This is a genomic window from Serratia quinivorans (assembly GCF_946227985.1).
Taxonomy (GTDB): domain Bacteria; phylum Pseudomonadota; class Gammaproteobacteria; order Enterobacterales; family Enterobacteriaceae; genus Serratia; species Serratia quinivorans_A.
On record NZ_CAMKGL010000001.1, the window covers coordinates 1765214 to 1788524 of the forward strand.

The following is a 23311-nucleotide window of genomic DNA, read 5'->3' on the forward strand; positions in this document are numbered from 1 at the left end:
TTCTCCACATTTTGGCGATAAAAAAACCCAGCATTGAGGCTGGGCATGTTGATGAACGCGTTATTTATGCGAAACGTAGCAGTTTATTTTCGGGTGTTTTCTTCAATGCGAACCAGGAGCAAAAGTGCACACGACAAAATAAACAAAACAAAGAAGCCCATGGCAACACCAGCGGCATAATAAGGTGCACTACCCGAGGTGGTATCTGTTGCAGTAAGTGAAAAAATTCCAGCTACTAAAGCCGATAACAGTAATAATGAAGAAAGGAATACAGAAAAATACTTCACGATCCATACATAGCCTATAGACAATCGATTAATTAGACTCTGTCCTTTGACGTAATCACTTCGTTTTATTCTGCTCGCTTCCATACGCCACTCATCACTCGCTTGATATTCAGCATCTTCGCGGGAAAAACCCCTTGCCATAATCACCTGCATCCTATGCTGGATGAAAGTGTCCTTGTCACTCAGAGACATTTTATTCCCCTCACAATGAAGTAAAAATCCAGTGAGAGCATACGGATGTATTGAAGGGTGCATCAAATAGGACTTAACGATCGATGCAGCGAGAACGATCGTTAAAACAGATCAATCCCGCGACAGAACGCCGAAAGGCCTGCTCCGTCAGTACTCTTTGTCGTAGCCCAGCGATGAATGGATATGCACGCCATCCACAAAGCCCGATACCGCCGCCTTACCCAGAATGCGCTTGATGAACTTTTCGTTGCGCTCCACTGCGGGTCCCAGTACCGGGCGCGGTGGCATTTTGGCCGTGCCAAACTCGTGGTACACCAGCTTGTCGTCCGTTGAGCCGATAACCGCCTCCAGCCCCTTAACCTCGTGCGAAAAGCTCCCCTGCATGTCGCCGGTGCGCAATAATGGCGCATCCAGTGGATAGCCCAGCCGCGCCTTTTCGTCCTCCGTGGCAGGGGCCAGCGGGTCCCACGCAGGAAAGGGGCCGATAGCGTCCTGGTAATGGCCGACTTCCTCTCTGGCCGTGTCCTCGATACGTTGCGCCACCACCTCGATCCCTTCATGCAGTTTTTTGTGCACCGCAACCTCCAGGGCGGCAAAATGCAGGGCTGCACCAAGCAGCCCATTCAGCTCTTTCATTTGCGTTCCTTCCAGCTCATGGTGTGGAGATCGAACTCACCGCCCTCCAGCTCGCCAAAAATAACCGCCAGTCCCTGGCGTTTTGCTGCGCCCATGGAGAAGGCCACATCAAACGGCACATTATTTTTGGTCAGCCAACAGGCCTCCCGGATGGCGGGGTCCGTTATGATTTTTTTATTTCAAGGAGGCTCTCTTCTGCCGCCTGCTGCCCAATGAAGTGCTCGGCCACTGCCCTGGCGCTGGCGAGATTGCCCTCCTCACCCAACCGCTTGTAAAGCGCGCGCAGCTCGCCATCGGTACCTGGCGTCACGACGACATCACCATCAATGGACGCCACATATTTCAGGTGGGCGACCTCGGAGAGATACAGCATGTTGATGCCATCGGCTCCGGCTCCCGCCGCCTTGAGGAAATCAAGGCCCGACAGCGGGTCCGGCTTTTTCAGCACAATCACCCGACCCAGCACGTCGGTCACCGTCACTTCTCGGTTGCCCGCCTGAATCAACTTCTCACTCGGGGTCATCGTCGGGTTGAGTGTCACTTTGGCACCTGCCACATCTAAGGTTTTCTGTTCGTTCATATCGTTGTTCCTGGCTTAAGCCTGTTGGACACGGCGGCTGGCCGTGAAAGAGATTTTTTGTGATACCGATTTGTCCCCGGCGCGTTCGCCGGCATCGTCAAACTTCAGCATCACGCGTTCGTAACGGTACTGCGATACACTGCCGTCGGGTTCGGTGATGGTTTCCTGTATCGTGACCGGCGGCTCCTCTTGCCCGGCGTAGTAGTTCGCTTCCAGTTCGGCGAAATACTGGTCCAGAGACGCCCCACGACGCTCCAGGACAAAATTGCCCTGCCAGCCTTTGAAAAAGCGCAGGTTGTCGGTATTGCCCGTGATGTCGGTGATTTCCTGCTCTTTGGTTTTCTGGTTGGCGGTAAACGAAATCACCTTGCCCAGATTGAGGTGGGTACCGGATGCCAATGTCACAACAACGGTCGTGTCGCGCCCGATGGAATAGCCCTGTTGGCTCATGAATGAACTCCTTATAAAAAGCCTGCTCAACGGCAGGCTCAGGGATTAACTGGCGCTGGATGACACCACGTTGACATTGACCGACTGGCCGCCTTCCACGTTGATCAACAACTTGGTGATGATCGACAGGTACGTCACCCGGACATCAATTTGTTCATACCCCAGCGCCACGCGCTCTTTGGGGTTGTTGGAATTGTCCAGCTTCACCGTGAAGGCGTCTTTGGTCGGGTTGTTCACATCGCCAATCATGCCCTGCTGCTGCATGTTAGCCAGGAATGACGAGACCGTTGACCGTGCCTGACTGCGCTGAGCAGGCGATTGCAGCCGACCAATGTAGATCCCCATCCCCTTGTCCAGGGTGTAGGCGATGTAGTTGGTCAGCGCGGTGTAGTTGTCGCCGTTTATCATCGGGTTGCTGGCGGTGTTGCAGCCAATGCGCCCGCCGAACTGGTTGCCCGCCGGTATCGGGTTGGTAATGACATCAATCCCCGCCTCAGCCAGTTGCTGCAGTTCTGCGTAAGAATATTGCATGCTCTGCGCTGATTTTTGGGTGGCGATGATGCCATATAGAGGTTTGTTCAACGTGGATTGCTCCGGCGACAGCGCCGCACGTCGACCGGCCAGGAACCCCTGTGGAGAGATAAAGCGTTTCACACCGTTGATCGTATCGTTGAACAAACACCAGTCCCCCAGCAACAACTTGAACCCGTAGTTGTCGATCCCAGCGGTGTTTTTGGCGCCGATGGCGTCGGTGATGGTCTCTCCGGACGGGCCCACACCAAACAGATACACCCCCTCATCCAACGCAAAGGCCACCTGGTCAATCCACGTTGCACTGTCATCACAATCCACCAGGAAAGCGGTTTTAACGCCGGTACCACGCAGGGCGTACATCCCCTTCCGGGGCGTGACATCCACACCGAGTAACGTGGTGCCGCTGACGCCGGTTGCTCCGTCGGTTCCACCCTTCAGCACAGTGGTTCCAGCGGTCGGCGCTGCCGTTCCTGCACCGGCTGTCGCCACCACCAGCCCGGACGCACCCCGCATCGGACCGGTCCCGCTGTTGATGGTTTCGGCGATAGCCCCCCACAATGCATTACCGGTGAGGCCTTTTCCGAGATTGTCGTAGACCTCAGGAAGGAGACCGGGCAGAGAAACCGTGAGACGCCAGGTCCCCGGTCGACTGCCCGCCGCAATGGCGACAGAGATGCTGTTGCCGGTTGAGCCGGTATGCTTTGCTGTCAATGTCAGGCAGTTCGTTTCAATGAGTTCGGTTGCGGCCACGTCCGTACCGTCGGTCACGCGCACACAGCGAAAGTCATTCGCCCCATTGAGTACCGAGGCCCACACCGCAGTCCCCAGGTCATGCTTTCGCGCCTTGATGTTGCCGAATGCCTGCACACAGGCGGTTAAATCACCGATGGTCACCGGTGCATTGACTGGTCCCCAAGATGCCGTCCCCACAATACCGAGGATATTGGTCGGCACGCCGTTGATGTAATTCTCAGAGGGCGGCACTATCTGGACATAAACATCCGGTACGCTCAGCGCCGTGGTGTTCATGTCACCTTCTTGTATAACAGGCATAGATTGCCTCCAGAAAAGAATAAGGCCGCCAGAAGGCAGCCTGCAGATGAAAAATCGAGGTCGAGGGTTACTGTTTCGGTTTGCCAGCGGCTTTAGCCACAGCGATAGGTTCGGACGCTGTCGGCATATCCGGTAGAGCAATCACGAAATGCACCTGCTCCGATGCTTGAATTCGCTTGACCGCCTCAGGATCGGTAATCAAGTCACCGACACCAAATTCAGCAAACGCCTGTATCACTCTTACGCTCATGGATTGCCCCTCGGAATACTACTTTGTATGCGACCCAGCACCGGGCTGTCGGGATCAGATGCGGCGGACACAACCAGATAATCGGCCTTGATTTGCTTAATGGCCCATGCGCTTTGTGTTTGATAAACGCCATAGTTGACGGCGTAGAAGAAGTCCCGGCGATACACACCGATTTTTTGATTGTCGTCGTCCTGCAGTGAGGAGATGTAAGCAATGGTCGCCTGTGAACCATCACCCAGCGTAATGCGACTGACGGCTGACAACTCCGGGTCAATGGCATTCGCCAGCGGGTCGCGCCTGTCGAAGCAACTCGCCCACACCGTCACCTGGTATTGCCGCGTCTCCCGTCGAACTTCACGGGTTATGCTACCTCGAACACCATCATTAACGCTCTCTTCCCACTCACCTTCACCGCTAAGCACCGATGTCACCTTACTACCGGGGCGCGGAAAAACAGAGATATGCACCGCCCCCGCCAGCAGATCCTCTTTAAGTTGACCCGGGGTTGGCCAGCCCTGATACACCTTCACCGGATGATCCGGTGACAGCGAGCGGCACACTTCCGCCACCAACTGCACCAACGCATTCCCTACAACGGTAATATCGGCCATCAGGCATGCACCTCTATCGCCTGTATCCGCCAGCCGGTATCGGACAATTCCGCACCGCTGACCGAAAACATATTGCCCAGGTCATCCACCAGCACATCGCCTGGGTGGAACACGATCGGTACAGACACCGGCAGCATGATTTGCCAGCCTAACTGCTCCGGCGTACCAGCCTTGAGGGCCGTCGCATTGCGAAGTTTTCCCTTGCCGAACAGCACTGATGCGGGCCAACCAACGGCAGGAAGACCGCCGTGTGGGCTGGTTCCCAGCACATCTACCGACTCATCCGCCGACTGACACAACCCGCTGTACGACAACACGCTGACGTTATCCACATCGCTCTCCGGCACTGGAAAGACTGGCCGAGTCATCCGCACCGTGCGGTTGCACTCAACACAGATGATCGGCAGCAGTTGTTGCTGAGCAGCAATAAAGTACGTGCTGTTCGCCCCTACAAGGTAATCACCCGGCTGTGTTTGACGGCCGTCAAGGTCGCCATACCACAGCGGATCGCCGGGATGGTTCGCCTTCAGGTATTTGTTATCGGTGTTGTTGAATGCTGCATTAAGCCGGGTGACTTTTTGCGTGAACGGATCGGCAGCCATAACCGGTCGCATCACGTCATACAGCAACCCCAGGCGTAACGCGGCTTTCCCTCTTCCGGCATAAATTTTTGCGTGGATTTTGACTGCATCCATCGCTACCCCCTAACTATTTGGCTTCCACCGCGCCCGAGATTCGGACCAGGAACAATCCCAATAAACGCACACATCTCACGTCGCCACAGGTTATAGAGCCGCATCCTGTCGCTCACTTCCTGCTTGTTATGCACCCAAACCGCCGCCACATCCGTATCCAGATTTTCCCCAGATGTCGGTATGGCAGACTCAAGTGTGGTGAGCGTCGTCAGGTAATTAATCAGCGTGCTCTCTTCCTCCGGGCGTAAATGCGTCAACCGGTGCTGAAGCGTTTGCCATGTGCCCGGAGATACCCAGCCATAGGCAAAGTCCCGGCTATCATCCGCAACCGTGTCCCCCAACATCGGATAGCCCGCATAACGCCGCACATCAGATAACTGCTGTTCGGTAAGCATTATTCCGTCTCACGCCAACCGCCAGAGTAATAGTTTTTTACCTCATCCGGATGGACATTCGCCGTATGAGGTTGCGGATAAACAGCGGGATCACGCTCCATTTTTACCAGTGGCGGCGTTTCCGGCGTTTCCGGCGTTTCCGGCGTTTCCGGCGTTTCCGGCGTTTCCGGCGTTTCCGGCGTTTCCGGCGTTTCCGGCGTTTCCGGCGTTTCCGGCAGGCTATCTTGAGGATTGATTCTTGGTCTGGCCATACTCAGTCTCCTGTTTGACCGCCGTATCACGGCGGCGCTTACCATTAACCCAGCAAAATTGCCGTATGTTCAGGCTTGATGTTCTGCACGCCCCATGCGGCAGCAACTTCATAGCGAACACGCTTGTATTGCTTGTACATGGAGACTTCAAAACTCATCCCCGTACGCGGATCGGTAATCATCACGTGATCATCGGCCATATCGCCTTCCTCCGGCAGCGCGGGGGCCCGTGTCGCCACCACAATCGCAGATCGACTGAAAGCAAAGTTGGCGGTATAAGATGACAACAGCGATACCGCACTACCGGTTGCCATCGCCTCGCGCAACCCTGGCGCACCGATGGCAACAACACCACCGACCAAGTCAGCTGCCACCACGTACTGGAAATTACCGAGGGTGATCACATCACCAGCAAGAATGGTGCCCGTGCCAGTATCAACAGGGATAAGGAACGTACCGGCAGTCAATGCACCATTGGTCAGGTAACCCGCGCCCGTTCCTGGCTCGTGAATGGCGACACCGGCAGACTCACGCAAACTAAAACCATGCAGTTCAATCAGCGTCCCTTGCGCACGTACCGCCGTTGTTCCTGCCTCGTTAGCCTTTGTCAGTTGCGCTAACGTACGCAGACTGGCACCTGCAGTCGTGTCAATAACACACTGCAAATCACTGGTCGGTGCGCCGTTATCTTTCAGGATTTTGAGCACTTGCGCGGTATCGCCCAGATTCGAGGCAAACGGCGTCACACCAGGCGCGCCAGATGCCCGGGAAGCCTTGAATGCCTGGAGGCCAATGTCCACCTCAATCTCGTTCACCAATGTACGCATAGCCTGGGTGATCTGATCGCGACGGATGTTGGCATAACCGACACCAGTACTGACCCCTTTCTGCTCTTCACCGGTCCAACGGAAGGGTACAGCGCGGGACTTGCTGATGGTGAACGGCGTATTGCCAATGGTCTGATCACCATCGTCCGGTGGTAACTGCCCCGGAGAGGTATCTTCCGCTTTAGCAGCCGGGGTGATCGGAATGCGGATAGCCTGATTGAGCGACGCACGCTCAGCAGACGCGTCCAGCGTGACGGATGGAACAAACCCCGCCATTTCACGGGAAACAACATCCATAGACGCATACAGGTCTGGGATAAGGTGATTTAAGCTGTTAGCCATCTATTGATATCCTATTAATCAGTAATTTGTCCGCCAGCTGTCACATGCTCCATCTGTTGTGCAGGAGGCAATGCGTCAAACTTGGCGCGTGAAAGGTTTTTACTGCCCTTATGGGCTGGCCCTGCACCTTGGACACCGCTACCAGAAGCATCAGAGCCTTTGAGGATTTGATCGCGGTAGGGATAGCTATCCACCAGAATCTCCAGCGCTTCATCAAATCCGGCGACTTCGCCTGGGTTGCTACGGCTAAATAGCTTGTTACCCGTTTTGTCGTAAGCAACAACTTTCCCGTCCTCCAATTTGAAGTTGCTGCCAAAGCGAGCCTCAACCAGGTCCGCAGGGATCGCCATCTTGTCGGTGATGTACTGAGAGCGTGAGAAGCTGCCGCCAACCTTTTCAACTACCAGAGCAACATTGAGAGAGTCGCGCTCAGCAACAATTGGCGCGTACTTATCTTCAACCGCTTTGATCGCCTCCAATTTGACCTTTTCGACTTCACCGGCATCCACCAGCTTTTTCGCATCAAGGTTTTTGACTGTCTCCATGGCTTTAATCGCCTCGGACGGGTCGGTAATACCGGAAAATGCCTTCAAACTGGTTTCAGCCGTCTCAGCACGTTCACGGTGTGATTTTGCTTCGCCGTTGAGACGTGAAATCGTAGTAACCGTGCCCGCAACATCAAACGCAATATCCTTGCCCTCGTCATTGACGTAGACCGGCTTACCATCGGAGACCACTACGTGGCCGTTTTCATCAAGTTTCAGTTTCATGGTTAATTACCTTACAAGTGAGCCATCCGGCCCGGTGCGCCGACCCTGCATCCGCAGAATAGGCAAATAAAAAACCCACACGATGGTGGGCTGGTGAGAGGTTAAGCATTAAGCTCGGTTGTTCCCGGCTTCGGAGGTTGAGAGGCAAGACGTTTTAACTCCTCCTCCCACTTAACCTCACTGCTTATCATGCCGCGACGCTGTATCTCCCTAAATAGGGTTTCATTAGACAGCGAACCGGCGATATTCATTTCCATCAGGAGTTCCGCGGAAGCTTCCGCCAACGTGGCCGCACCGAAATCACGGAAAATGGTGATATGACCGCATGATTTCTCGCTAACCCATTCCGCCAATAGCGCGATGGCCTGACTAGCAGCGTCCTGTAAATCCCCGACGATACGCTGTAAGGCGCAAGTCCCGGATTCATCGTCCGCCATGGTTTGCGCCACCGTGGTGCGTCCGGGTTTGATGACCAGCAGCTCCGCACCGATCTGGCGCATCTTGTCCTCCAGGTCGAGAATGTCTAGCCGCCCGGCTTCAATAGCCTTACCGGTGTGTTCAACGTACTTCAGGTCTCCATCCTGATTTTCGGTAGTGATCGCTGACGCAGCTCCAACAGTTAGCGGAGCATCACCAAGATTTCGACCGAACAGAATAGGTACCCGTGCAACGTGCAAGATCGTCTGCTGATCGCTTTTGGTCTGCCAGTGCTCTACATTCATATAGGCGAGTTCAGCCAGTGGTGGTGTAGCCTGCATAAACGCCACCTTATTACCGTAGACCGGTACAAAGGGGATTTTTTTCAGACTGGTTTTACCCTCATCCACCAAGACCCATTTTTTCTCACCGGTAGTCTCATCCTTTCGTTCCTGGTAAATACGCCAGAGCCCGATATCCAGTACCCTGACCTGCTCTACCGTCTGCTCTGCGAACTCATTTCCCGGCACCTCCTTCTGCACATGCTCCACAAACCGCAGGTGGGTAATGGTCTCCCGCCCATTAATCCGCTTTGATTTATAGTCCAGCAGCATGGTCGGGCTGATTTTGACGAAATAGGGACGTAACCCTGCAGCCTTCTCCTGCGCCAAATTCATCTTTCCACTAACGTGCGGATAATCCACCAGAATGCCACTCAGTCCGTAAGCAATAGCTTCCTCGCATACGTTCGCCAGAAAACTGTGCAGGTTGGTACCTTCAAGATCTATATCGTCGAACATTGTCGTTACGCGCTCAGGGATATCATCCCCCCACGTGATCGGCCTGGAAAAAGGTTTTCCACTCAGTACCTCAACAGTGCGAGAAAAGGCTGGAAACAGCGTTGCAGTGGCAAGACGGCTTTTATAATAAGCACCGTCCTCGTTGGGCCATTGGGGTAACCAATCCTTGCCGGCTTCGCGCATAGAGGCCGTTCCGCCCAACAGTGCAGTAATCATCGGCCAGCAGCCAGCCATCGCATCTATACGAGGCGATCGCTTACGAACATCATTACTCATAGAGAATTTCCACTTAAGCAGACAGTGGCCGCACGGTGGTTTTGCGGCTGACAATTGGGAACAGATGAACGATGGGGTACGAACCCGCATCATTGCCGTGGTCAAAGCCGCCCTTTTTATCCGGTTCGCCCTTCTCGTCGTAGACCTGACGCTCCAGACACTGGGTGAACTTTGGACATTCATGGGTGTTAACCAGCAGGCGACGCTCGCCGTAGGTGTTGCACAGCATGGCGTTCGTGGCATTTACGCGGTCTTTCACCACTGGGTTGCTGGCATTGACCTTGACCACAAACCCCGCTTTTTTCAGCAGCGCTATATCGGACTCACTGGCGTTACTGGATTTACGGTTATCCCCAGACGCATCGGGATAAACAGTGATGGTGTGTTCTGGATAACACTGCTGAATTTTTCCAATCATGGCAGGGGTATCAAACACATCCATAAACTCATATACCGCCCGCGGCAGGCCATTGCGCATCACATACACCACAGCAGCCATTTTGCTCACGTTGAAGTCCATGCCGATGTGCAGCACATCACCACGCTGCACTTTGTCGTCGGTATGGTTCTGCCGACGGTCAAAGCAGTAGTAAACAACCCCCTGATAATTCTCGAAACTGGCTTCGTACTCCTGACGATAGGTACGGGGATCCATTCTGCGGCGGGCGGCTTCAAGCTCCTCAATGGGTACGTTGCCGCCGTCCACTGACGTATATAACCAACTGCGGTGATCTGGCTCCCGGCCGTCCTGTCCAGCAAGCCAAGTGTCGTAGCAATGGTTGAAACCTTTAGGGGTGCCAATACGCAATGCGTGGCCACCGATGTATTGAATGTCATCAATCACATAACGGCAGGTCGACAGCATAGGGCGGATAACCTCCTCCCAGGCTTGATAGGGGCAGTCAGCCCACTCATCTACCAGCACAAAAAACAGCCCGGAACCGCGCAAGTCATCATAATTGTTCAACCCCACGCAGCGGATAATGTGCCCGCTGTTCAGGGTGATCGACAGTTCCGTTTCGTTGGGCTTGCTGGCGCGCCAGTGTGGAGGAATGGCTTGTTTCAGCCGTCGCCAGAAAACACGCTTCGCTTGTTTTAGCGTAGGGGCGCAATACCAGATTTCATCCTCAACGCTGACATTCCAGCGATCAGCCAGGCGGGCGGCGCGGCGCATTTCTGCTTTACCCAAGAACGTTTTACCGAACCGCCGACCACACACTGCATCTCTAAATCGTGCAGAAAGCTGCCAGCCCCAGGCGTAGATATTTGCCTGCTTTGGGGTGAGCGCTACCGCGCCGTCAGAGGATCGGCTTATCGGGGATAGGTTCATCGGGATTTAACGCCTGCAGTTGATAATCATCTTCCAGGCCTTCACGCTTACCTGCCTGATTCAGCTCTTTGCGAAGCTGCTCGTTTTCCATCTCTTTGCGTTCAGCGTCCAATTCCTGACCGCGCTTCGCTGCAGGACTGTCGAAGACGCCGAGATGCTTAGCAATATTTTCCAGCATCTTGTCGCGGTTGCTGATGAGGATCTCAACACCATCCTTCGTCGTCTTCACGCCCTGATAGGCCATGCGGGCCTGTGGTGATAACGCGTTGGTTGCATGAATATGGACATGACCGAATCCGGCACCTTCACATTGCGGACATTCGGGGTTAGCTGCGCGTTTGGGGCGAAAGCCAAACCCGCCGGCGATGGCCGGTAACTGTTTGTTTTTGGCTTCAGCTTCAGTACGGGCCTTGTTGTACTCGTTCTCCGTCCACTGGTAATCGTGGTTCTTACCCCAGCAGTAACGGCAGCAGGTACGGCGATATTCGACCAGGTCGTTGACGTCAACCGTGGCAATAGCCCACATCCGGGCCAGCACGTCGTCGACGCTAAACAGCTGGCGGGCAATGGCGGCTTTACGCTGATTCGCGATTGCTTCGCGAACTGAAGTTTTCTGAAGTAGCTGATAGCCGATTTGCTCAGCCGTCCTTTCACTGTAACCGGCCCTGATTGCTGCCTGTTTTGCATTACTATCCTTCAGATATTCAACAACAAATTCCGCCCGCTGGTCATTCAGACCTTCATCATCAACCAGCCCGGTAGCGCTTTCCTCTATTCGCGAAATTCGCGAATTTGTCGCATCCAATTCGCGAATTCGCAGTAGCTCTTTCGCCGCCTTTTCTGTGATGTGCTTTTTAGCCGTGCCCCACTTATGCCCCCGCTCCTCGCACCATGCTTTCGCCGGTATCTGCGTTTTTTCCCAGTCGCTGGCGTACTGGGCTAATTCATCTTCCCAGTTCACCCTTGCCATAATCTCAGACCTGGTTAAGTAATGATGAGTACCATAGACCCGGAGTTGGTTGCCGCCCTGGCGTAAACCCGTTCGGTGACAACGAATGAAGTCCCGGGTGTCAAGGTGTGACCCGAATACTCAGAATCAGAAGGTGGAGTTGAAGACGCCCAAAGAACGCCGTACCGTTGATACATTCGATAGTTTTTTGATCGGCTGCCGTCGTTACTGGCGTCCAATTGCTACCAACCATAAGTTTTTGCGTGGGCATGAGTACCTCATTTAATGATTTGCTACGACAACCCAAGCAGTGTCTTTACCGCTCCAGCATCCGCGGCCTGAAGCAATTGACGGCCAAACGGCGTCGCGTCGCTAATATTCGCAGCAGTGGGTTGATAATTACCCGCCTTGGCTGTCGCTGACGTCGTACCAATAGCGAGGCTGGATGTACCAGCCCCAATAGCTGTTCGTGCCGCCGCCGCATTAGCACTGTCTATCAGTTGCTTGCCAATCGCCGTGATGCTACTGATGTCCGTTCCCGATGCACCGACCAACAGCTTGTAACCCGTCAGAGCAATGATCTGCTTGCCTTCACCGTCAATGGTGATCGCGTTAACGACATTATTGGTGCTGTCACGCACGCCCAGCGCCAATTGGCCGTGATTATCCGGGGTCGCAGACGCTCTGATGGCAACATCAATAACGCCATCATCTTCGCCAAACTTAAATACCAGGACGTTAGCATCGGTCTGAAGTATCGATTTCAGCACCAACTGGTGATTGAGCTGCAGCTTGCCATCCAGTACCTGGTCGCCAGTGTTTCCCAATGCCTTAAGTTCAGCCAAGGTAGGTTTGAATTTGTCGGTGTAAAGCCGTGCCCATTTTACTATTTTGTCAGCATCAGAGAGGCCAACGTAGGCGCTACCATCAACACCAGCGGCGAAATAACCACTACGTCCTCCATCGGCGGTGCCGTCAGTTCTCAGGCTAATGACGCCGTAAATCGAATTCCCTGGCCTGTTAGTTGCTGTACCAAGCACCCGATAAATTTGTGATTGCACCTGGTATGCATCAGGTTTGTCTGTTGGTCCAGCCCCTAATCCATACATCGGCGGTTGGAATTTGTCGGTATAAATCCGCGCCCAGGTGATACCGCCAGCCTCTGCGCCGGAGAAACCGACATACGCCGCGACACTGCCACCAACAACAGCAAAATAACCGGCAGACGGCGAGGCATCCATGGGTAGGCACGCAATACCTGCGGAGACATTCCCTGTGACTGCCGGTGGCTTATTTGCAGATGAGTTATTGACCCGGTAAAGCTGCCCAATGTTGCTGTATGCGTCGGTTTTAGCAACCGGCCCTTGGCCAAGACCAAATGCCCGGTCCGCAAGCAGAATATTCTTGCCGGCATTAGTGGCGTCAGTAATATTGGCAACAGTTACGGTTGCCCCGCCGCCCATGGTTCCCAGCAGCGTAATGAGATTGGCTGGAATGACCGCCATAGCGTTTATCCTCTATTAGTATTAGCGCCTACGATTGGCAACAGCATTTAATGCTGGATTAGAAAATGCCAGTCGCTTTATTTTTAAGACCGCAGCTTCCTAAATTGAAACTTTATTCTGGAATTGGCAGTCGGTAACTACCCACTACAGAACATCGTAAACTTGCCATCTCTCCCACTGTCACACCACTTCACCTACCACGGTAGATGTGCCGCTATGTCCCTTGCCGCAGTTCAAAGCTTGTTAACAAGCGAGCTAATCAGCTAAAGCAGGACCATCAACGCTGATAACCACCGGCTCACTTCAGTGAGGGAGGTATCGCTTCCTCACTTCTTGCATCGACATGTTGAGAACGAATTCTTTCTCCCCCTCAAAAATCGACGTCTGCACTTTCAGATATCCAGTTACGTGACTGGTCAGCATGGTCACTGCTGATGCAGGGAACTGTGTTACCCCTAGGGCGGTTTTGATTGTCAAAGTCTGTATCGCGCTATCCCGGTCTTGCATCGCGTTCACCTTTTAGAGAAATGAGCTTACTGCTGGCAGAAAAAAACCGAGACGAATGCTCAGGCCGTTACATTAATCACTTTTCATTCATGTCGCCGAGCTACAATCGCTGGCTAGCGATTACCTGCCAAAACGCCCCATACGCTGAATTTCACCCAGAATGCTTGACAACAATACTCACCCTTTTGAACTGTGAAATCGTCCGTGCAAAGAAAGTTTGCGTTCTTCCTCGTAGGGCGCCGCCCGCTACTCCTTGCGGGCATTTTTTTGCCTGTTACTTGATTACAGTATGCTCCCGGTTAGATGTTGAGCTTGTCTTACCAATGTTCCGATATTCGCCTTATCGTTGAGGTACATCCAGCCCGCCTTCCCTGTCGGGCTTTTTTTATTGACTCAATACACCTACCGTTTGCAGCCTTGCTCCTGCAAGCAGGAAGAGAAGCCTAATTGCATCCCTAAAAAAATATGTAAGTCTTCCTTTTGCCCGTCTATCTGACGGGCTTTTTTACATCCCCACGCTGCACATCACTACAGCATCGCCATTCACCATCACCCGCGTCATGCTCATCGGGGCCGTTGAGGTGATTTGCACGCCGACGTAGCGCTGAGCAACGCAGCCTGTTAACGCCGACAACACCAGGCACAACATCAGCGGGCGCATGTTACTTCTCCCCTGGCTTGCAGGTCTGGCTTTCGCCCGGATTGGTATCAATGCAGGCCGAACCGTTCGGGTACGTCAGCACCACCGTGTTATCCGGCTGTACCTCGGCGTTCGTGACACTCTGGCCCTTAGCGCCATTGGCGTGGGTGAATGACACCGCAGAGCAAGCAGCCATGCCTGCAATAGCCACCAGCAGCAGCGTGTTGACCACCAACCGCTTCCTTTTCCTGTTCATGGGGTTTTCCTTGCCTGAAATGAAAAAGGCCACGCATCAGCGTAGCCTTGAGTTTTTATGAGTTGAAATTGAATGAATTGCCACCATATCAATGACGTCACAACTCCGTGGCAATATTCACAAGGATTGGCAATGTCATTAAAACCGGGCCAGAACTCTGGCAAGAATGGCGGTATTTTCCAAGAAATTGGGCCGCGCGGTGGTGCGAAAGATAATTACGCAACCGTTCGTGATGATCAACGCATGCCACCAACGCAAAACCCAGGCAGCACCTGGAAAGAAATCAAGCGTACTCCTGACAGTAAGCGCTGATTGAATTACCCAAGCCGGCTAACAGACAGCTGGCTTTTTTACGTACCCCTCGGCAAACCTGAAAAGCTTATCCAGCAGGTAGCAGTACGTCTCGTTGTTGCCATCGCGGGTGATCTCCACCCCGCATGTCTCGCAGATCCTGAAGGCTGCATGGGCGCACTCATGAGCCAGAACGTGCAGCTCACCGGTGAAGACACCGATGAGGATAATGCGCTCGCCCGTCTCGCGGTTCTCAACCAGCCGGACGCAGCCCGCCAGCGTATGGAGAGCGTCAGGCTCCAACCCCAGCACCGTATAAGCTTGTTCCCATTCGTCGCGGGTTGTACAGAGATACACCTGAGCACACTCGAACAACGGAACCAGCAACCTTGGCAGCTTCGGCCACTTTGCCTTTGCCATGCTTACCCCTGAAAAGCAAAAGCCCCGCGTAAGCGAGGCCTTGAATAGGTGCCAGAGTACGTCTGGCGGCGTATACCCTGCCGGTGATATGGTCAAATTGCAAAACGTGACATATCGAAACCAACAGAAGGAATTTTGAGTATGACTGAACCTAAGAAAGCACCTGCAGAAAGTAAATCTCAGCCCGTAGAACAGCAAAAGCCCACCCCTGCAAAACAGGGTGGCTTTTCGGTTGGACGAATGATCGCCGCTGATTCTGCTGAGGGCCTCAAGAAAAAAAGTAAGTAATCACTGAAACGAAAATAGCACACGCCGGGGTAAGGATGGTCGCTATCCTTACCCTGGTCAGTTGGAGGCTTATCTTCCCATTATGTTCGCTCATCTCATCAGCTGTCGTGCTCAGGGTCTCCAGCCTGTATCGCCTGATCACAGGAAGGCGGTTACAGCCCCCGCAGAATCCATTGGTTTTGAAATATTCAAAGTCAGCAGCATCAATATTTTTAAATTTCTCTGAGTAAAGAACAAATGGGGAGGCGGTAATTAATCCTCTCTGCTTAACCGCCAGCACATTGAGAACCAAATAGACAGCGCATAGCGACCAATAAACAGTAAAAACCGCCAAACCCGCATCTAGAAAAGTCTGATGCTCTTTCTGCGTTAAAAGCAAAAACGAAGAACCAATCCCCACAATCAGGATGCTTAAAAGCTTATATCCGTTCTCTTTATTTATCATGTTCGATTGGTGAAGCTCTTTTATGCACGCTTCACCCTGTGCTTCCAGAAAATCAACCAATTCATCATCGGCATCCAGAAAGTAATCTTCAGGCGGCTTTTTCATTACTATTGTCTCGTGGGTGTTGCAATAGATGGATTTTACCTTAATGCCAACCGCTCACCACAAAAAAGCCCACGCGGATGCATGGGCCTGTAGTTGTCGCGATGTCGCGGTGCGTAATTGTCGCCAGTGGATTAGCTACTGATACATACCACCAACGGGGGAAGTCTGATCTAGATAACCGAGTGTTGTTTAACCAGTGTTTTACCATCCCGCTCGATAATCCCGTCATGAAAAATAACGGAAGAACCCCATGGTCAGGAAAACCATCATCGTCACACTCGTTGTTGTCGCCACACTTGCTACCATTGTGCTAATAGGCCTTGGTGCGGTATTCATTTCACTCCAACAATGAAACGCCCCGGCGGTTAGCCAGGGCTCAATTCAAGCTATTCGCAGTTAAGGGATTTAGAAAAAAAACCAAATAATGGACATTGCCGCAGCGCCACATACGGCAGCAATACCCAGCAATATTTTGCGCTTGATATCCCTATCGATTTTTTCCATTTCCAATGTATCGATTTGCATTGACTCGGTAGGGCTTTCGTTATTGCCACGCTCCATATGCCCATCCTTAACATAAAATGAGTGTTGCAGTGCTGGGTGCCTCCCAGTGAGCCGTTGGCCAGCCACCATGGCTCGTGATCTTTTAAGCAAATTCCTGGTTAGGGTTGCCGCTGCTTCACCCCAACGCATAGTGGGATTCACTGCAACATAAGCACTCTCAGACAGAGAGGCTGGAATAATCAAGTGCATTTTTTAACCAATAACTTCACCACCGAAAAACCAAACCACAAATCATTGCCTTCCATCTCCTACCGTTGCTCAGTAATCCGCAACAATTAGTGGGGAGAACCATGAAATTTATTGGGATAGTAATTGGTTGGTGCGTCGCACTGATACTCATCAGTGAGCTGGTTCATGTACGTAATCAACTAATGAGGGATAAAAATACAAAAGTTCAGACCGTTAAGTCAGGGCTTGAATTTGGAGCGGTCAGCGGGAATCGAACCCGCATCATCAGCTTGGAAGGCTGAGGTAATAGCCATTATACGATGCCCGCATTGGTCCGCCATCGAGGTCTCGAACCCCGTACCTACAGCTTAATGGTCGTTGCTCTTCCTGCTGAGCTAATGGCGGTTGGTGGCCATTGCTGGGCTTGAACCAGCGAACGAGCGATTATGAGTCGCGCGCTCTAACCAACTGAGCTAAAGGCCGAGGCGCGAATACTAATGCAGCCAGCATAACCACACAATACCCATTGATATTTCTTTACATATCATCCACCAGAAAGCAAAAAGCCCGACGACTGACGGGCTAAGCTGAATGTTCTGGTTTTGGATATGGCTTCGGGCTGAACAGTTTAGTGTTAAGCCGCCGGCGTGCACGTTTGTTCAAAAAGCGGATATAGCGGAATTGGTTGAATGTGTGAGCCGTCGCTCGATGTGCATTTTCCTGCAAATAGCTGCCGCGGGTGCCAGCCTTACACCCTTTCGTCGTCATTGCGATCTTGTGGTACCACTCACCATCGAGCTCGTAAAACGTCGTTTGGTGGCTGCCGACATAATCAAAATTGCTGGCCTGGTACACGACGCCGAACCGTCCGCACCGTTCATCGGCAAACGTCTGCACCCACTCAACGGCGGGATACAATAGCTTGATGCTTTTCAGCGCGTAGCTGATAGCGCGGGATTCGGTATTACGTGGCATCCGGTCATGAACCCATAACCGGTTGAGCTCCATGTATTCGCGGTTGCCGGTGCCGGTCACCACACGAGCCCCGCTGCTGGGGTTCATCGCGTAGCCCCACTGCATGACGCCCACCAGTTCACGGCCGTCGAAAATACCCAGATGCAGATAGGAATTGTTCACTACGCGCTTGCTGTAGTGAAAGTGGCTGATTACCAGGCGGGCCAGCCAAACGGGAATAGTTGCAACGTGCAGATCTTCACAGCCATAACCGACGGTTTCGCCTGCCTAGACGATCGGCGCTGGCTTTCCGCTGGCACGTGACACAACACCATTAATGTGTTTTTTCAATGTATAAGTACTCCAATAGAGCCGGTGTACTCGTGACCTTTGACGCGGGTATGCAGCCCCGGAGAGCGGTAACTTTCCGGGGCACCCATCAGAGTTAAGGATAAAAGACGCCAGTGCTATCAAAAGCAAGATCAACGGCACTAAATCTCACTACCAACACGCTATAATTTCCAAGCAAATATTTATGCCTTTAACACAGCATGTCAGAAACTCATGATAAGGACTTATAAATGAGACTAGTTAAGAATGAAGATGCTTTTATCGACAAAGCAGATAGTCGCCGGCTAGGTCCATACCGAGCCAATTTCGCGGGCGGGACCATTTTCATTAATGATCAAAATGCAGATATAGATGTCGGTGATGAGATAGTTCGTATCCTTCCGAGCGGGAAAGAGGAAATAAAAACAATATCTGAATGTAACTTTTACAGTGTTGGCATAGGCGGAAGAGGCCCACACTTCCAGATCAAAGCAGATTCTGGAAGAAACGCTTCAAGAATTAATTCTTCAAACCTCAATCAGACATTCAATATCCATGGAGGCCAAATCCAAATTGGAAATGAAAACAAACAAGAAATATTTAATAATTTTCAAACACTCATAAAGGCAATCGATGAGTCACCCGCCACTAATGAAGAAAAAGAAGAAGCAAAAAGCCGATTGAAAAAATTTCTTGAACACCCACTAGTGACAACCATTGCGGGGAGCGCAATAGGTTCATTACTTGGTGGTTGACCCCCATGCAGACAATAAAAAACCCGCTCTATGGCGGGTTTCTTTTGAATTTGTCGCTGCGGATATAACTTCACGAAGCCTATATCAATTTAATCATTTTCCGCGCAAAGTCAACGGATAAATCTCGTTTGATCTACTCCGAACGCATCACTCATTGGCCGATGGAGCATAAACTCTGCCGTCTTCACCCATACCGCGACGCGTGTTTCGCAGGTGCGCATGCACCACTCTGGGCGTACATCATGCAGATCAGCGGCCATTGCCTTCAGGCTTTTGCCGTGGCCCATATAACGCTGCCGGATGATGTATTTTAACCCAGGGTCATCAATCAGTACCGCGCCGATCACTTTGTCCATGATTGCGGCTTCTTTGTCAGTGCAGAACGCCAGATTACTCTTTTGCTTTCCCTCCAAAATATCGAGCAAGTATTGGCGCAACTCTTCCTGCTCACACCCCGCCTTTTTCAGATGCTTGAGCGCCTGGGTGATAGCTGCCTTCGTTACCTGATTACTGGCCAGCAGCCGATTGAACATATTGCCGGCACCACCGAAGCTCTCCATACCCGACCAGCGGCCCCACATTTTTAGACGCCCTTGGATCCAGACTCTTTCCAGCGCACGCAAATGCAATTCTTTACCGTCGCCTTTACCGATATTGTCGGGGTAGATCATAGTTTTCCTTCCTTTCTCAAAATGGCTTGCGTGCGGAATACGCCCTCGGCGTGCATTAGCCGCAGTTCGTCGCGCGTGTATTCGGTTTTTTTTCTGCTGTCGATAGCGTCATGACATGCACTGCATCCCCACGCGCCCTGTGCGTCGTCTGGCTTCATGCCACCACCGCAGGTACCGGCCAGCCGGTAATGTGCCAACACGGTAGTTTCTGGATTGAAATTACAAATGACTGGGATTCTGAGCTGGCAGTCGCGGCCTCTGGCCTCTTCTCGTAAATTAGCCATTACTCGAAGCTCATCAGCTGTGCCGCGGCGTTCTCAACGTCGAGGTGCGAGCGGAAAGGTTTATGCAGGATCCAGCGCCAGAGGACATCGAGCGCGGCTTTGTACAGTTGATGGAATTCAGTTTCGTCCATGTTGGCAAAAGCAATGCTGCGGGGGTGTTTCCGAAGGGTGCCGTCTGGAAGCTGGATTGCGTCATAGTGCCCGGCCTCGACCGTCACCCATGCGCGATAGGCATCGAAGGATTTACAGGCACTGATGCTGCCGGCACGCCGATCGGCGATGCGGTCCAGATACTGATCGGCGGCATCGAGTAAAGCGGACTCATTGCCGCCAAACTTGGCGAGGAATTTTGCATAGCCGGACACCAGCTTGCGCTCGTTCGTCGATATCGCGCCGCCGGTAGGTTCCCAGTATTCAAAACCCAGATTGAGAAGCGCAAAAAATCGGCGGTGAAACGCCGGGTTGCGCACCTGCTTGAAGTCGGCCACCAGCACGGCGCCGAGCTTGCATTTTGTTTGCAGAAAAACGCTGGTCTCCGGGCTGGCCGGGATCAGTATTCCTGAGGACTGCTTGATGAGTTGTAACTGCGTCATTATCGTCTCCGGTATTGACGCAGCAGGTGATCAGCTGTTCAGGCTGATGGATTCATTATATCACTTTCGCCGGACGTCGTACCCCATACGGCGAAGCAACACGATCATAAGTTCAGTATCTGCGATGATCTGCTCATCTTTGAGTGACAGGACAGCGCTTACTACTCCGGCAGTCAAGTAAACCAGCGCCCGGCCATTATCGGGCAAATGTTGAGCAACATCTTGTTTTTCAATCATTATATTTTTCTCCGACATTCTCGGATTCTCTTCGTTCCTTAATTATTACATCAAAACACTGTATGTATAAACAGCATTTTGTGTGATTTACTGTAAAAACAGAAAACCCGCCGAGGCGGGTTTTTATTGAAATCCATAAGCAAGATGATAGTTTAATTTTTTTTCATATAGTTAACTTTCAGCTTGGTGTGAATTAGAACTAACGCAACAGCATCAGGCAAACATTCGAACTACATCTTATTAACCCGAATCCTTTATTGGTTTTTTCCTATCTCAATATAAGGTCGAGCACACCCGTTGCAATGAGATTCGAAATGTTGCAAATAGTACGACACTCCTACAAAATTAGTCACTTTTTGTGGTGGATGTCTTTTCTCAAAACTATGATAAATATGCGAAATTAAACGCATCCCGTCATCCACACAACCTTGGCATTTTTCTGAGCGCAGCTCTATATTCAAACTACCTTTTTGTTCAGAATCAAGAGTAGCCATGGTCGTAAAACAAGCAAGATATTCACGATCTGCAATTATATCTCTCTTGCCCAATATGGTTATAAAATCATCTATCTGGGTGGTTTTCGCGCTAACCGCAAGGTTATATTTTAATGCAGCATTGGTCTTACCCTCATCTTCCATCCAGTAAGTAACTGATAAGTCTATTATTTCGTTTACTAATTTTATTAAATGGTCAGTAATCGCTTTGCTTTCAGATCTTGTCGCTATTTTCTTAGCATTTCTATACACAACGCGCCAACCAACAAAAACCATCCCTAAACTTGCCAAGCTAATAACCCAAGTATAGGTCTGAACTTCGCTTAAACTCATTTCCATACCCTACAAAGGTGCCATGAAATCTTAAGCTTCCCGTAACTGAGGCTCAGCAGCACGGATAAATTTTTTAATTTGAATTTCATAAATTGGCGTCTTCGATGAAACAATCAACCTATTGATAATGTCGTCTTTATTCAAATTTTCCAGTCTAACTAACCCTCCAAATGCCTCCTCTAAGAAAGAAGAGCCGATCACCAAAGCTATGCCATTAAAATCTACGAGCACATCTTCTGCGTCATTATCAGTGAAGGCTGGTAACAGTCTCTCCTTTCGGAATTTTTCTCCGTTGAACGGGCCATCGGAAGGAAATCGGCCAAAAGGTGTCTTCGAAAATTCAGTCGCTACATTTATACGTTTCATAACGTTATCCTCTGTTAGGAGTGAGAGCCCATAGTACGATAGTTCCTGGTATCTGTGGTCTCAATGTAGATACTCTAGCGTGACTATTAGAAACATCCGAATCCAATTCGTATAGACAGCCACCAGTAAACACCATAAGCTTCTCTTTCTTTGTTACACCTTGAGCTATAGGCCTTTTTATATCCTCAGAACCATTGCCTCTGTTCGATTCATTAAACCTTGACCTACCACTTGTTAGAGCTTCAAGAACAGAGTTTTGTTCAAGTATAAACTGCGAAATTGGGTCTAAATTCTCACCACTGTAAGAGTTTGCAATGCCCATCCCCAAATCACAAATGATAAAAACAACCCGATCCTGCTCTGGATCAAACCAAGCGCACTGCCACCAACGCTTTCCATGCATACACTTGACACTTTCATCATAGAAGCTGTGCTCGTATGCATGATTCCGAACATTCAACATAGCTTCATTCATGCCCATCATCAGCATAGTCGCTTGATTATCATCTAATACAGCTTTCTCTTGCAGCATTTCCATCGTCGTTGAAAGCGCCAACTCTGGCATCACTGACGATTGGAAATAACGTTTTTGCTGAACTAAAGCATCTAGCTTTTCTGGGGTATTAGCTACAAGCGCTTTAGCCAACCCAGTACTGACAATACACCTATGTCCCAGAGGGTTATCCTCCTTCTTAGGGAGAGAAAATCGAACTCTCAACTTGCTTCCAAGAACAAAGTAAGCTCGATTCAGAACAGCAAAAAGCAAAACGGAGGCAGCAGCGCTTGCAAATTTTACATGGGCTAGATCTATCAGAATGGCATCTTGGAATTTATGTACATGTTCAATCAGATCACGAACATAACTCAGTGTTCGTTCCCTATCCTTTTCATCATTAATACATAGCCTTTCCGGCGATCGCAATAGCTTAAACACTCAATCCTCCCATTTTTACTAGACTATAACCCGACATGGGAAAAAACTCCACACCCATATATGGTTATTCAAAAAAAATCAATGTGTTACGAAGACAAGATAACTAGATAACAATAGCCAATTAGAAACCAATCTAAATCAGATTGCCTTTCCACGCACGCCAGCCAACGCCTGGTCAAACAGCTTGTGTATGTGGCAGAACCGCAGCTCAACGGGATTGAAATGCCAGAGTGTTTTGTCAGGCTTGGGCTTATGGCCGACAGGCCGATAATTCACATCCCCCAGTTCGAGGAATCGTTCTGTTGCGTTACTGAGCAGGTAGCGGGCCGAGTGTCCCTGCCCCGTTCTGACGATATCCACGTTAGGTGACTTGAGCATTGAGTTCAGCCGAATGCAGATCTGGGATCGCGTAAGACTATTGCGCGGGTGACCTGCCCCCAGGATTAGATACAACGCTCACTTAGTAATGTCGGATCCTTCACTATCAGAATTACCCTTTCTCCAGGCCGCCGCAAATTCAGACGGC

At 51.3% G+C, this 23311-nt stretch carries 32 protein-coding genes, 2 tRNA genes and 2 pseudogenes; 3 read left to right on the forward strand and 33 right to left on the reverse strand.

What is annotated here, in order from left to right; genetic code table 11:
* Nucleotides 1-83: 83 nt before the first annotated feature.
* From OCH02_RS08325 to OCH02_RS08410, 18 genes are all read right to left on the reverse strand, one after another.
* Entirely contained in the window at nucleotides 84-479 is a 396-nt protein-coding gene (locus OCH02_RS08325; protein ID WP_198642656.1) for a hypothetical protein, read from the reverse strand.
* Between the two features lie 147 nt (nucleotides 480-626).
* Nucleotides 627-1115 carry a hypothetical protein gene (locus OCH02_RS08330; RefSeq protein WP_261430751.1) on the reverse strand — a complete coding sequence of 163 codons (489 nt, stop codon included), beginning with the start codon at nucleotides 1113-1115 and terminating at the stop codon, nucleotides 627-629.
* Nucleotides 1116-1278: 163 nt separating this feature from the next.
* Nucleotides 1279-1695: a hypothetical protein gene (locus tag OCH02_RS08335; RefSeq protein WP_261430752.1), complete on the reverse strand. Its 417-nt coding sequence runs from the start codon at nucleotides 1693-1695 to the stop codon at nucleotides 1279-1281.
* A gap of 15 nt (nucleotides 1696-1710) precedes the next feature.
* Nucleotides 1711-2145 (reverse strand): hypothetical protein, encoded by a 435-nt coding sequence (locus tag OCH02_RS08340; protein ID WP_198642653.1) that lies wholly within the window; start codon nucleotides 2143-2145, stop codon nucleotides 1711-1713.
* A 45-nt stretch (nucleotides 2146-2190) separates the two neighbouring features.
* Nucleotides 2191-3732: a phage tail protein gene (locus OCH02_RS08345; protein WP_261430753.1), complete on the reverse strand. Its 1542-nt coding sequence runs from the start codon at nucleotides 3730-3732 to the stop codon at nucleotides 2191-2193.
* A 67-nt stretch (nucleotides 3733-3799) separates the two neighbouring features.
* Nucleotides 3800-3982: a hypothetical protein gene (locus tag OCH02_RS08350; RefSeq protein ID WP_198642651.1), complete on the reverse strand. Its 183-nt coding sequence runs from the start codon at nucleotides 3980-3982 to the stop codon at nucleotides 3800-3802.
* Nucleotides 3979-4593 carry a hypothetical protein gene (locus OCH02_RS08355; RefSeq protein WP_198642650.1) on the reverse strand — a complete coding sequence of 205 codons (615 nt, stop codon included), beginning with the start codon at nucleotides 4591-4593 and terminating at the stop codon, nucleotides 3979-3981. The genes OCH02_RS08350 and OCH02_RS08355 overlap by 4 nt, the downstream gene beginning before the upstream one ends.
* Nucleotides 4593-5288 carry a hypothetical protein gene (locus OCH02_RS08360; protein ID WP_261430754.1) on the reverse strand — a complete coding sequence of 232 codons (696 nt, stop codon included), beginning with the start codon at nucleotides 5286-5288 and terminating at the stop codon, nucleotides 4593-4595. The genes OCH02_RS08355 and OCH02_RS08360 overlap by 1 nt, the downstream gene beginning before the upstream one ends.
* A 2-nt stretch (nucleotides 5289-5290) precedes the next feature.
* Nucleotides 5291-5683 carry a hypothetical protein gene (locus OCH02_RS08365; RefSeq protein ID WP_198642648.1) on the reverse strand — a complete coding sequence of 131 codons (393 nt, stop codon included), beginning with the start codon at nucleotides 5681-5683 and terminating at the stop codon, nucleotides 5291-5293.
* Nucleotides 5683-5934 carry a hypothetical protein gene (locus OCH02_RS08370; protein WP_261430755.1) on the reverse strand — a complete coding sequence of 84 codons (252 nt, stop codon included), beginning with the start codon at nucleotides 5932-5934 and terminating at the stop codon, nucleotides 5683-5685. The genes OCH02_RS08365 and OCH02_RS08370 overlap by 1 nt, the downstream gene beginning before the upstream one ends.
* A gap of 44 nt (nucleotides 5935-5978) precedes the next feature.
* A complete protein-coding gene (locus tag OCH02_RS08375) occupies nucleotides 5979-7103 on the reverse strand; it encodes a P22 phage major capsid protein family protein (protein ID WP_198642646.1) in 1125 nt (374 codons plus the stop codon).
* Nucleotides 7104-7117: 14 nt separating this feature from the next.
* Nucleotides 7118-7873: a DUF6651 domain-containing protein gene (locus OCH02_RS08380; RefSeq protein ID WP_261430756.1), complete on the reverse strand. Its 756-nt coding sequence runs from the start codon at nucleotides 7871-7873 to the stop codon at nucleotides 7118-7120.
* A gap of 101 nt (nucleotides 7874-7974) precedes the next feature.
* The gene (locus OCH02_RS08385; RefSeq protein WP_232811211.1) at nucleotides 7975-9366 is read right to left on the reverse strand and encodes a DUF4055 domain-containing protein; all 1392 of its coding nucleotides are present in this window, start codon (nucleotides 9364-9366) and stop codon (nucleotides 7975-7977) included.
* Nucleotides 9367-9379: 13 nt separating this feature from the next.
* Complete coding sequence (locus OCH02_RS08390; RefSeq protein WP_198642644.1) at nucleotides 9380-10696, reverse strand: terminase large subunit domain-containing protein; 1317 nt, start codon at nucleotides 10694-10696, stop codon at nucleotides 9380-9382.
* Nucleotides 10665-11666 (reverse strand): terminase small subunit, encoded by a 1002-nt coding sequence (locus tag OCH02_RS08395; protein ID WP_198642643.1) that lies wholly within the window; start codon nucleotides 11664-11666, stop codon nucleotides 10665-10667. The genes OCH02_RS08390 and OCH02_RS08395 overlap by 32 nt, the downstream gene beginning before the upstream one ends.
* 272 nt (nucleotides 11667-11938) lie before the next feature.
* Nucleotides 11939-13150, reverse strand: a complete 1212-nt coding sequence (locus OCH02_RS08400; protein ID WP_261430758.1) for a hypothetical protein — start codon at nucleotides 13148-13150, stop codon at nucleotides 11939-11941.
* Between the two features lie 1012 nt (nucleotides 13151-14162).
* Nucleotides 14163-14318 carry a hypothetical protein gene (locus OCH02_RS08405; protein ID WP_198642642.1) on the reverse strand — a complete coding sequence of 52 codons (156 nt, stop codon included), beginning with the start codon at nucleotides 14316-14318 and terminating at the stop codon, nucleotides 14163-14165.
* A 1-nt stretch (nucleotide 14319) separates the two neighbouring features.
* Nucleotides 14320-14553, reverse strand: a complete 234-nt coding sequence (locus OCH02_RS08410) for a hypothetical protein (protein WP_198642641.1) — start codon at nucleotides 14551-14553, stop codon at nucleotides 14320-14322.
* A 132-nt stretch (nucleotides 14554-14685) separates the two neighbouring features.
* Between OCH02_RS08410 and OCH02_RS08415 the strand changes: the two genes are divergently transcribed.
* Complete coding sequence (locus OCH02_RS08415) at nucleotides 14686-14865, forward strand: hypothetical protein (protein ID WP_151429279.1); 180 nt, start codon at nucleotides 14686-14688, stop codon at nucleotides 14863-14865.
* Between the two features lie 18 nt (nucleotides 14866-14883).
* On the opposite strand, the gene OCH02_RS08420 is transcribed toward OCH02_RS08415, so the two are convergent.
* Nucleotides 14884-15264 (reverse strand): hypothetical protein, encoded by a 381-nt coding sequence (locus tag OCH02_RS08420; protein ID WP_261430760.1) that lies wholly within the window; start codon nucleotides 15262-15264, stop codon nucleotides 14884-14886.
* Nucleotides 15265-15405: 141 nt separating this feature from the next.
* On the opposite strand from OCH02_RS08420, the gene OCH02_RS08425 reads away from it, so the two are divergent.
* Nucleotides 15406-15552, forward strand: a complete 147-nt coding sequence (locus tag OCH02_RS08425; protein ID WP_198642610.1) for a hypothetical protein — start codon at nucleotides 15406-15408, stop codon at nucleotides 15550-15552.
* Here OCH02_RS08425 and OCH02_RS08430 read toward each other — a convergent pair.
* The 6 genes and pseudogenes from OCH02_RS08430 to OCH02_RS08455 form a co-directional block, all read right to left on the reverse strand.
* Nucleotides 15533-16102 carry a hypothetical protein gene (locus OCH02_RS08430; protein WP_198642609.1) on the reverse strand — a complete coding sequence of 190 codons (570 nt, stop codon included), beginning with the start codon at nucleotides 16100-16102 and terminating at the stop codon, nucleotides 15533-15535. The two genes, OCH02_RS08425 and OCH02_RS08430, sit on opposite strands and share 20 nt — an antisense overlap.
* Nucleotides 16103-16507: 405 nt before the next feature.
* Nucleotides 16508-16663, reverse strand: coding sequence for a hypothetical protein (locus OCH02_RS08435; protein ID WP_261430761.1), 156 nt, complete (start codon nucleotides 16661-16663; stop codon nucleotides 16508-16510).
* A gap of 424 nt (nucleotides 16664-17087) precedes the next feature.
* Nucleotides 17088-17162, reverse strand: a tRNA-Gly gene (locus OCH02_RS08440).
* Nucleotides 17163-17164: 2 nt separating this feature from the next.
* Nucleotides 17165-17239, reverse strand: a pseudogene (locus OCH02_RS08445).
* 1 nt (nucleotide 17240) lies between these two features.
* Nucleotides 17241-17316 (reverse strand) — tRNA-Ile (locus tag OCH02_RS08450).
* A 100-nt stretch (nucleotides 17317-17416) separates the two neighbouring features.
* A pseudogene (locus OCH02_RS08455) lies at nucleotides 17417-18073 on the reverse strand (protein mom); the annotation flags it as partial.
* Nucleotides 18074-18369: 296 nt separating this feature from the next.
* Between OCH02_RS08455 and OCH02_RS08460 the strand changes: the two are divergent.
* Nucleotides 18370-18873 (forward strand): hypothetical protein, encoded by a 504-nt coding sequence (locus tag OCH02_RS08460; protein WP_261430762.1) that lies wholly within the window; start codon nucleotides 18370-18372, stop codon nucleotides 18871-18873.
* 110 nt (nucleotides 18874-18983) lie between these two features.
* Here the strand turns inward: OCH02_RS08460 and OCH02_RS08465 are convergent, their stop codons facing one another.
* The 8 genes from OCH02_RS08465 to OCH02_RS08500 form a co-directional block, all read right to left on the reverse strand.
* Nucleotides 18984-19544 carry a DUF1133 family protein gene (locus OCH02_RS08465; protein ID WP_261430763.1) on the reverse strand — a complete coding sequence of 187 codons (561 nt, stop codon included), beginning with the start codon at nucleotides 19542-19544 and terminating at the stop codon, nucleotides 18984-18986.
* Entirely contained in the window at nucleotides 19541-19828 is a 288-nt protein-coding gene (locus OCH02_RS08470) for a DUF1364 domain-containing protein (protein ID WP_261430764.1), read from the reverse strand. Before OCH02_RS08470 ends, OCH02_RS08465 begins: the two co-directional genes overlap by 4 nt.
* Nucleotides 19828-20424, reverse strand: coding sequence for a DUF1367 family protein (locus tag OCH02_RS08475; protein ID WP_261430825.1), 597 nt, complete (start codon nucleotides 20422-20424; stop codon nucleotides 19828-19830). The genes OCH02_RS08470 and OCH02_RS08475 overlap by 1 nt, the downstream gene beginning before the upstream one ends.
* A 57-nt stretch (nucleotides 20425-20481) precedes the next feature.
* A complete protein-coding gene (locus OCH02_RS08480; RefSeq protein WP_261430765.1) occupies nucleotides 20482-20658 on the reverse strand; it encodes a hypothetical protein in 177 nt (58 codons plus the stop codon).
* Nucleotides 20659-20912: 254 nt separating this feature from the next.
* Complete coding sequence (locus OCH02_RS08485; protein ID WP_261430767.1) at nucleotides 20913-21485, reverse strand: hypothetical protein; 573 nt, start codon at nucleotides 21483-21485, stop codon at nucleotides 20913-20915.
* A 30-nt stretch (nucleotides 21486-21515) separates the two neighbouring features.
* On the reverse strand, nucleotides 21516-21851 hold the full coding sequence (locus OCH02_RS08490) for an STAS-like domain-containing protein (protein WP_261430768.1): 336 nt from the start codon (nucleotides 21849-21851) through the stop codon (nucleotides 21516-21518).
* A 4-nt stretch (nucleotides 21852-21855) separates the two neighbouring features.
* The gene (locus OCH02_RS08495) at nucleotides 21856-22785 is read right to left on the reverse strand and encodes a hypothetical protein (protein WP_261430769.1); all 930 of its coding nucleotides are present in this window, start codon (nucleotides 22783-22785) and stop codon (nucleotides 21856-21858) included.
* A 138-nt stretch (nucleotides 22786-22923) separates the two neighbouring features.
* Nucleotides 22924-23163, reverse strand: a complete 240-nt coding sequence (locus OCH02_RS08500) for a hypothetical protein (RefSeq protein WP_261430770.1) — start codon at nucleotides 23161-23163, stop codon at nucleotides 22924-22926.
* Nucleotides 23164-23311 lie beyond the last annotated feature (148 nt).

What these genes read in the sequence shown, in the direction of transcription:
- OCH02_RS08325 (WP_198642656.1), bottom strand. Translation starts at nt 479, where the DNA reads ATGTCTCTGAGTGACAAGGACACTTTCATCCAGCATAGGATGCAGGTG.
- OCH02_RS08330 (WP_261430751.1), bottom strand. Translation starts at nt 1,115, where the DNA reads ATGAAAGAGCTGAATGGGCTGCTTGGTGCAGCCCTGCATTTTGCCGCC.
- OCH02_RS08335 (WP_261430752.1), bottom strand. Translation starts at nt 1,695, where the DNA reads ATGAACGAACAGAAAACCTTAGATGTGGCAGGTGCCAAAGTGACACTC.
- OCH02_RS08340 (WP_198642653.1), bottom strand. Translation starts at nt 2,145, where the DNA reads ATGAGCCAACAGGGCTATTCCATCGGGCGCGACACGACCGTTGTTGTG.
- OCH02_RS08345 (WP_261430753.1), bottom strand. Translation starts at nt 3,732, where the DNA reads ATGCCTGTTATACAAGAAGGTGACATGAACACCACGGCGCTGAGCGTA.
- OCH02_RS08350 (WP_198642651.1), bottom strand. Translation starts at nt 3,982, where the DNA reads ATGAGCGTAAGAGTGATACAGGCGTTTGCTGAATTTGGTGTCGGTGAC.
- OCH02_RS08355 (WP_198642650.1), bottom strand. Translation starts at nt 4,593, where the DNA reads ATGGCCGATATTACCGTTGTAGGGAATGCGTTGGTGCAGTTGGTGGCG.
- OCH02_RS08360 (WP_261430754.1), bottom strand. Translation starts at nt 5,288, where the DNA reads ATGGATGCAGTCAAAATCCACGCAAAAATTTATGCCGGAAGAGGGAAA.
- OCH02_RS08365 (WP_198642648.1), bottom strand. Translation starts at nt 5,683, where the DNA reads ATGCTTACCGAACAGCAGTTATCTGATGTGCGGCGTTATGCGGGCTAT.
- OCH02_RS08370 (WP_261430755.1), bottom strand. Translation starts at nt 5,934, where the DNA reads ATGGCCAGACCAAGAATCAATCCTCAAGATAGCCTGCCGGAAACGCCG.
- OCH02_RS08375 (WP_198642646.1), bottom strand. Translation starts at nt 7,103, where the DNA reads ATGGCTAACAGCTTAAATCACCTTATCCCAGACCTGTATGCGTCTATG.
- OCH02_RS08380 (WP_261430756.1), bottom strand. Translation starts at nt 7,873, where the DNA reads ATGAAACTGAAACTTGATGAAAACGGCCACGTAGTGGTCTCCGATGGT.
- OCH02_RS08385 (WP_232811211.1), bottom strand. Translation starts at nt 9,366, where the DNA reads ATGAGTAATGATGTTCGTAAGCGATCGCCTCGTATAGATGCGATGGCT.
- OCH02_RS08390 (WP_198642644.1), bottom strand. Translation starts at nt 10,696, where the DNA reads ATGAACCTATCCCCGATAAGCCGATCCTCTGACGGCGCGGTAGCGCTC.
- OCH02_RS08395 (WP_198642643.1), bottom strand. Translation starts at nt 11,666, where the DNA reads ATGGCAAGGGTGAACTGGGAAGATGAATTAGCCCAGTACGCCAGCGAC.
- OCH02_RS08400 (WP_261430758.1), bottom strand. Translation starts at nt 13,150, where the DNA reads ATGGCGGTCATTCCAGCCAATCTCATTACGCTGCTGGGAACCATGGGC.
- OCH02_RS08405 (WP_198642642.1), bottom strand. Translation starts at nt 14,318, where the DNA reads ATGCGCCCGCTGATGTTGTGCCTGGTGTTGTCGGCGTTAACAGGCTGC.
- OCH02_RS08410 (WP_198642641.1), bottom strand. Translation starts at nt 14,553, where the DNA reads ATGAACAGGAAAAGGAAGCGGTTGGTGGTCAACACGCTGCTGCTGGTG.
- OCH02_RS08415 (WP_151429279.1), top strand. Translation starts at nt 14,686, where the DNA reads ATGTCATTAAAACCGGGCCAGAACTCTGGCAAGAATGGCGGTATTTTC.
- OCH02_RS08420 (WP_261430760.1), bottom strand. Translation starts at nt 15,264, where the DNA reads ATGGCAAAGGCAAAGTGGCCGAAGCTGCCAAGGTTGCTGGTTCCGTTG.
- OCH02_RS08425 (WP_198642610.1), top strand. Translation starts at nt 15,406, where the DNA reads ATGACTGAACCTAAGAAAGCACCTGCAGAAAGTAAATCTCAGCCCGTA.
- OCH02_RS08430 (WP_198642609.1), bottom strand. Translation starts at nt 16,102, where the DNA reads ATGAAAAAGCCGCCTGAAGATTACTTTCTGGATGCCGATGATGAATTG.
- OCH02_RS08435 (WP_261430761.1), bottom strand. Translation starts at nt 16,663, where the DNA reads ATGGAGCGTGGCAATAACGAAAGCCCTACCGAGTCAATGCAAATCGAT.
- OCH02_RS08460 (WP_261430762.1), top strand. Translation starts at nt 18,370, where the DNA reads ATGAGACTAGTTAAGAATGAAGATGCTTTTATCGACAAAGCAGATAGT.
- OCH02_RS08465 (WP_261430763.1), bottom strand. Translation starts at nt 19,544, where the DNA reads ATGATCTACCCCGACAATATCGGTAAAGGCGACGGTAAAGAATTGCAT.
- OCH02_RS08470 (WP_261430764.1), bottom strand. Translation starts at nt 19,828, where the DNA reads ATGGCTAATTTACGAGAAGAGGCCAGAGGCCGCGACTGCCAGCTCAGA.
- OCH02_RS08480 (WP_261430765.1), bottom strand. Translation starts at nt 20,658, where the DNA reads ATGATTGAAAAACAAGATGTTGCTCAACATTTGCCCGATAATGGCCGG.
- OCH02_RS08485 (WP_261430767.1), bottom strand. Translation starts at nt 21,485, where the DNA reads ATGAGTTTAAGCGAAGTTCAGACCTATACTTGGGTTATTAGCTTGGCA.
- OCH02_RS08490 (WP_261430768.1), bottom strand. Translation starts at nt 21,851, where the DNA reads ATGAAACGTATAAATGTAGCGACTGAATTTTCGAAGACACCTTTTGGC.
- OCH02_RS08500 (WP_261430770.1), bottom strand. Translation starts at nt 23,163, where the DNA reads ATGCTCAAGTCACCTAACGTGGATATCGTCAGAACGGGGCAGGGACAC.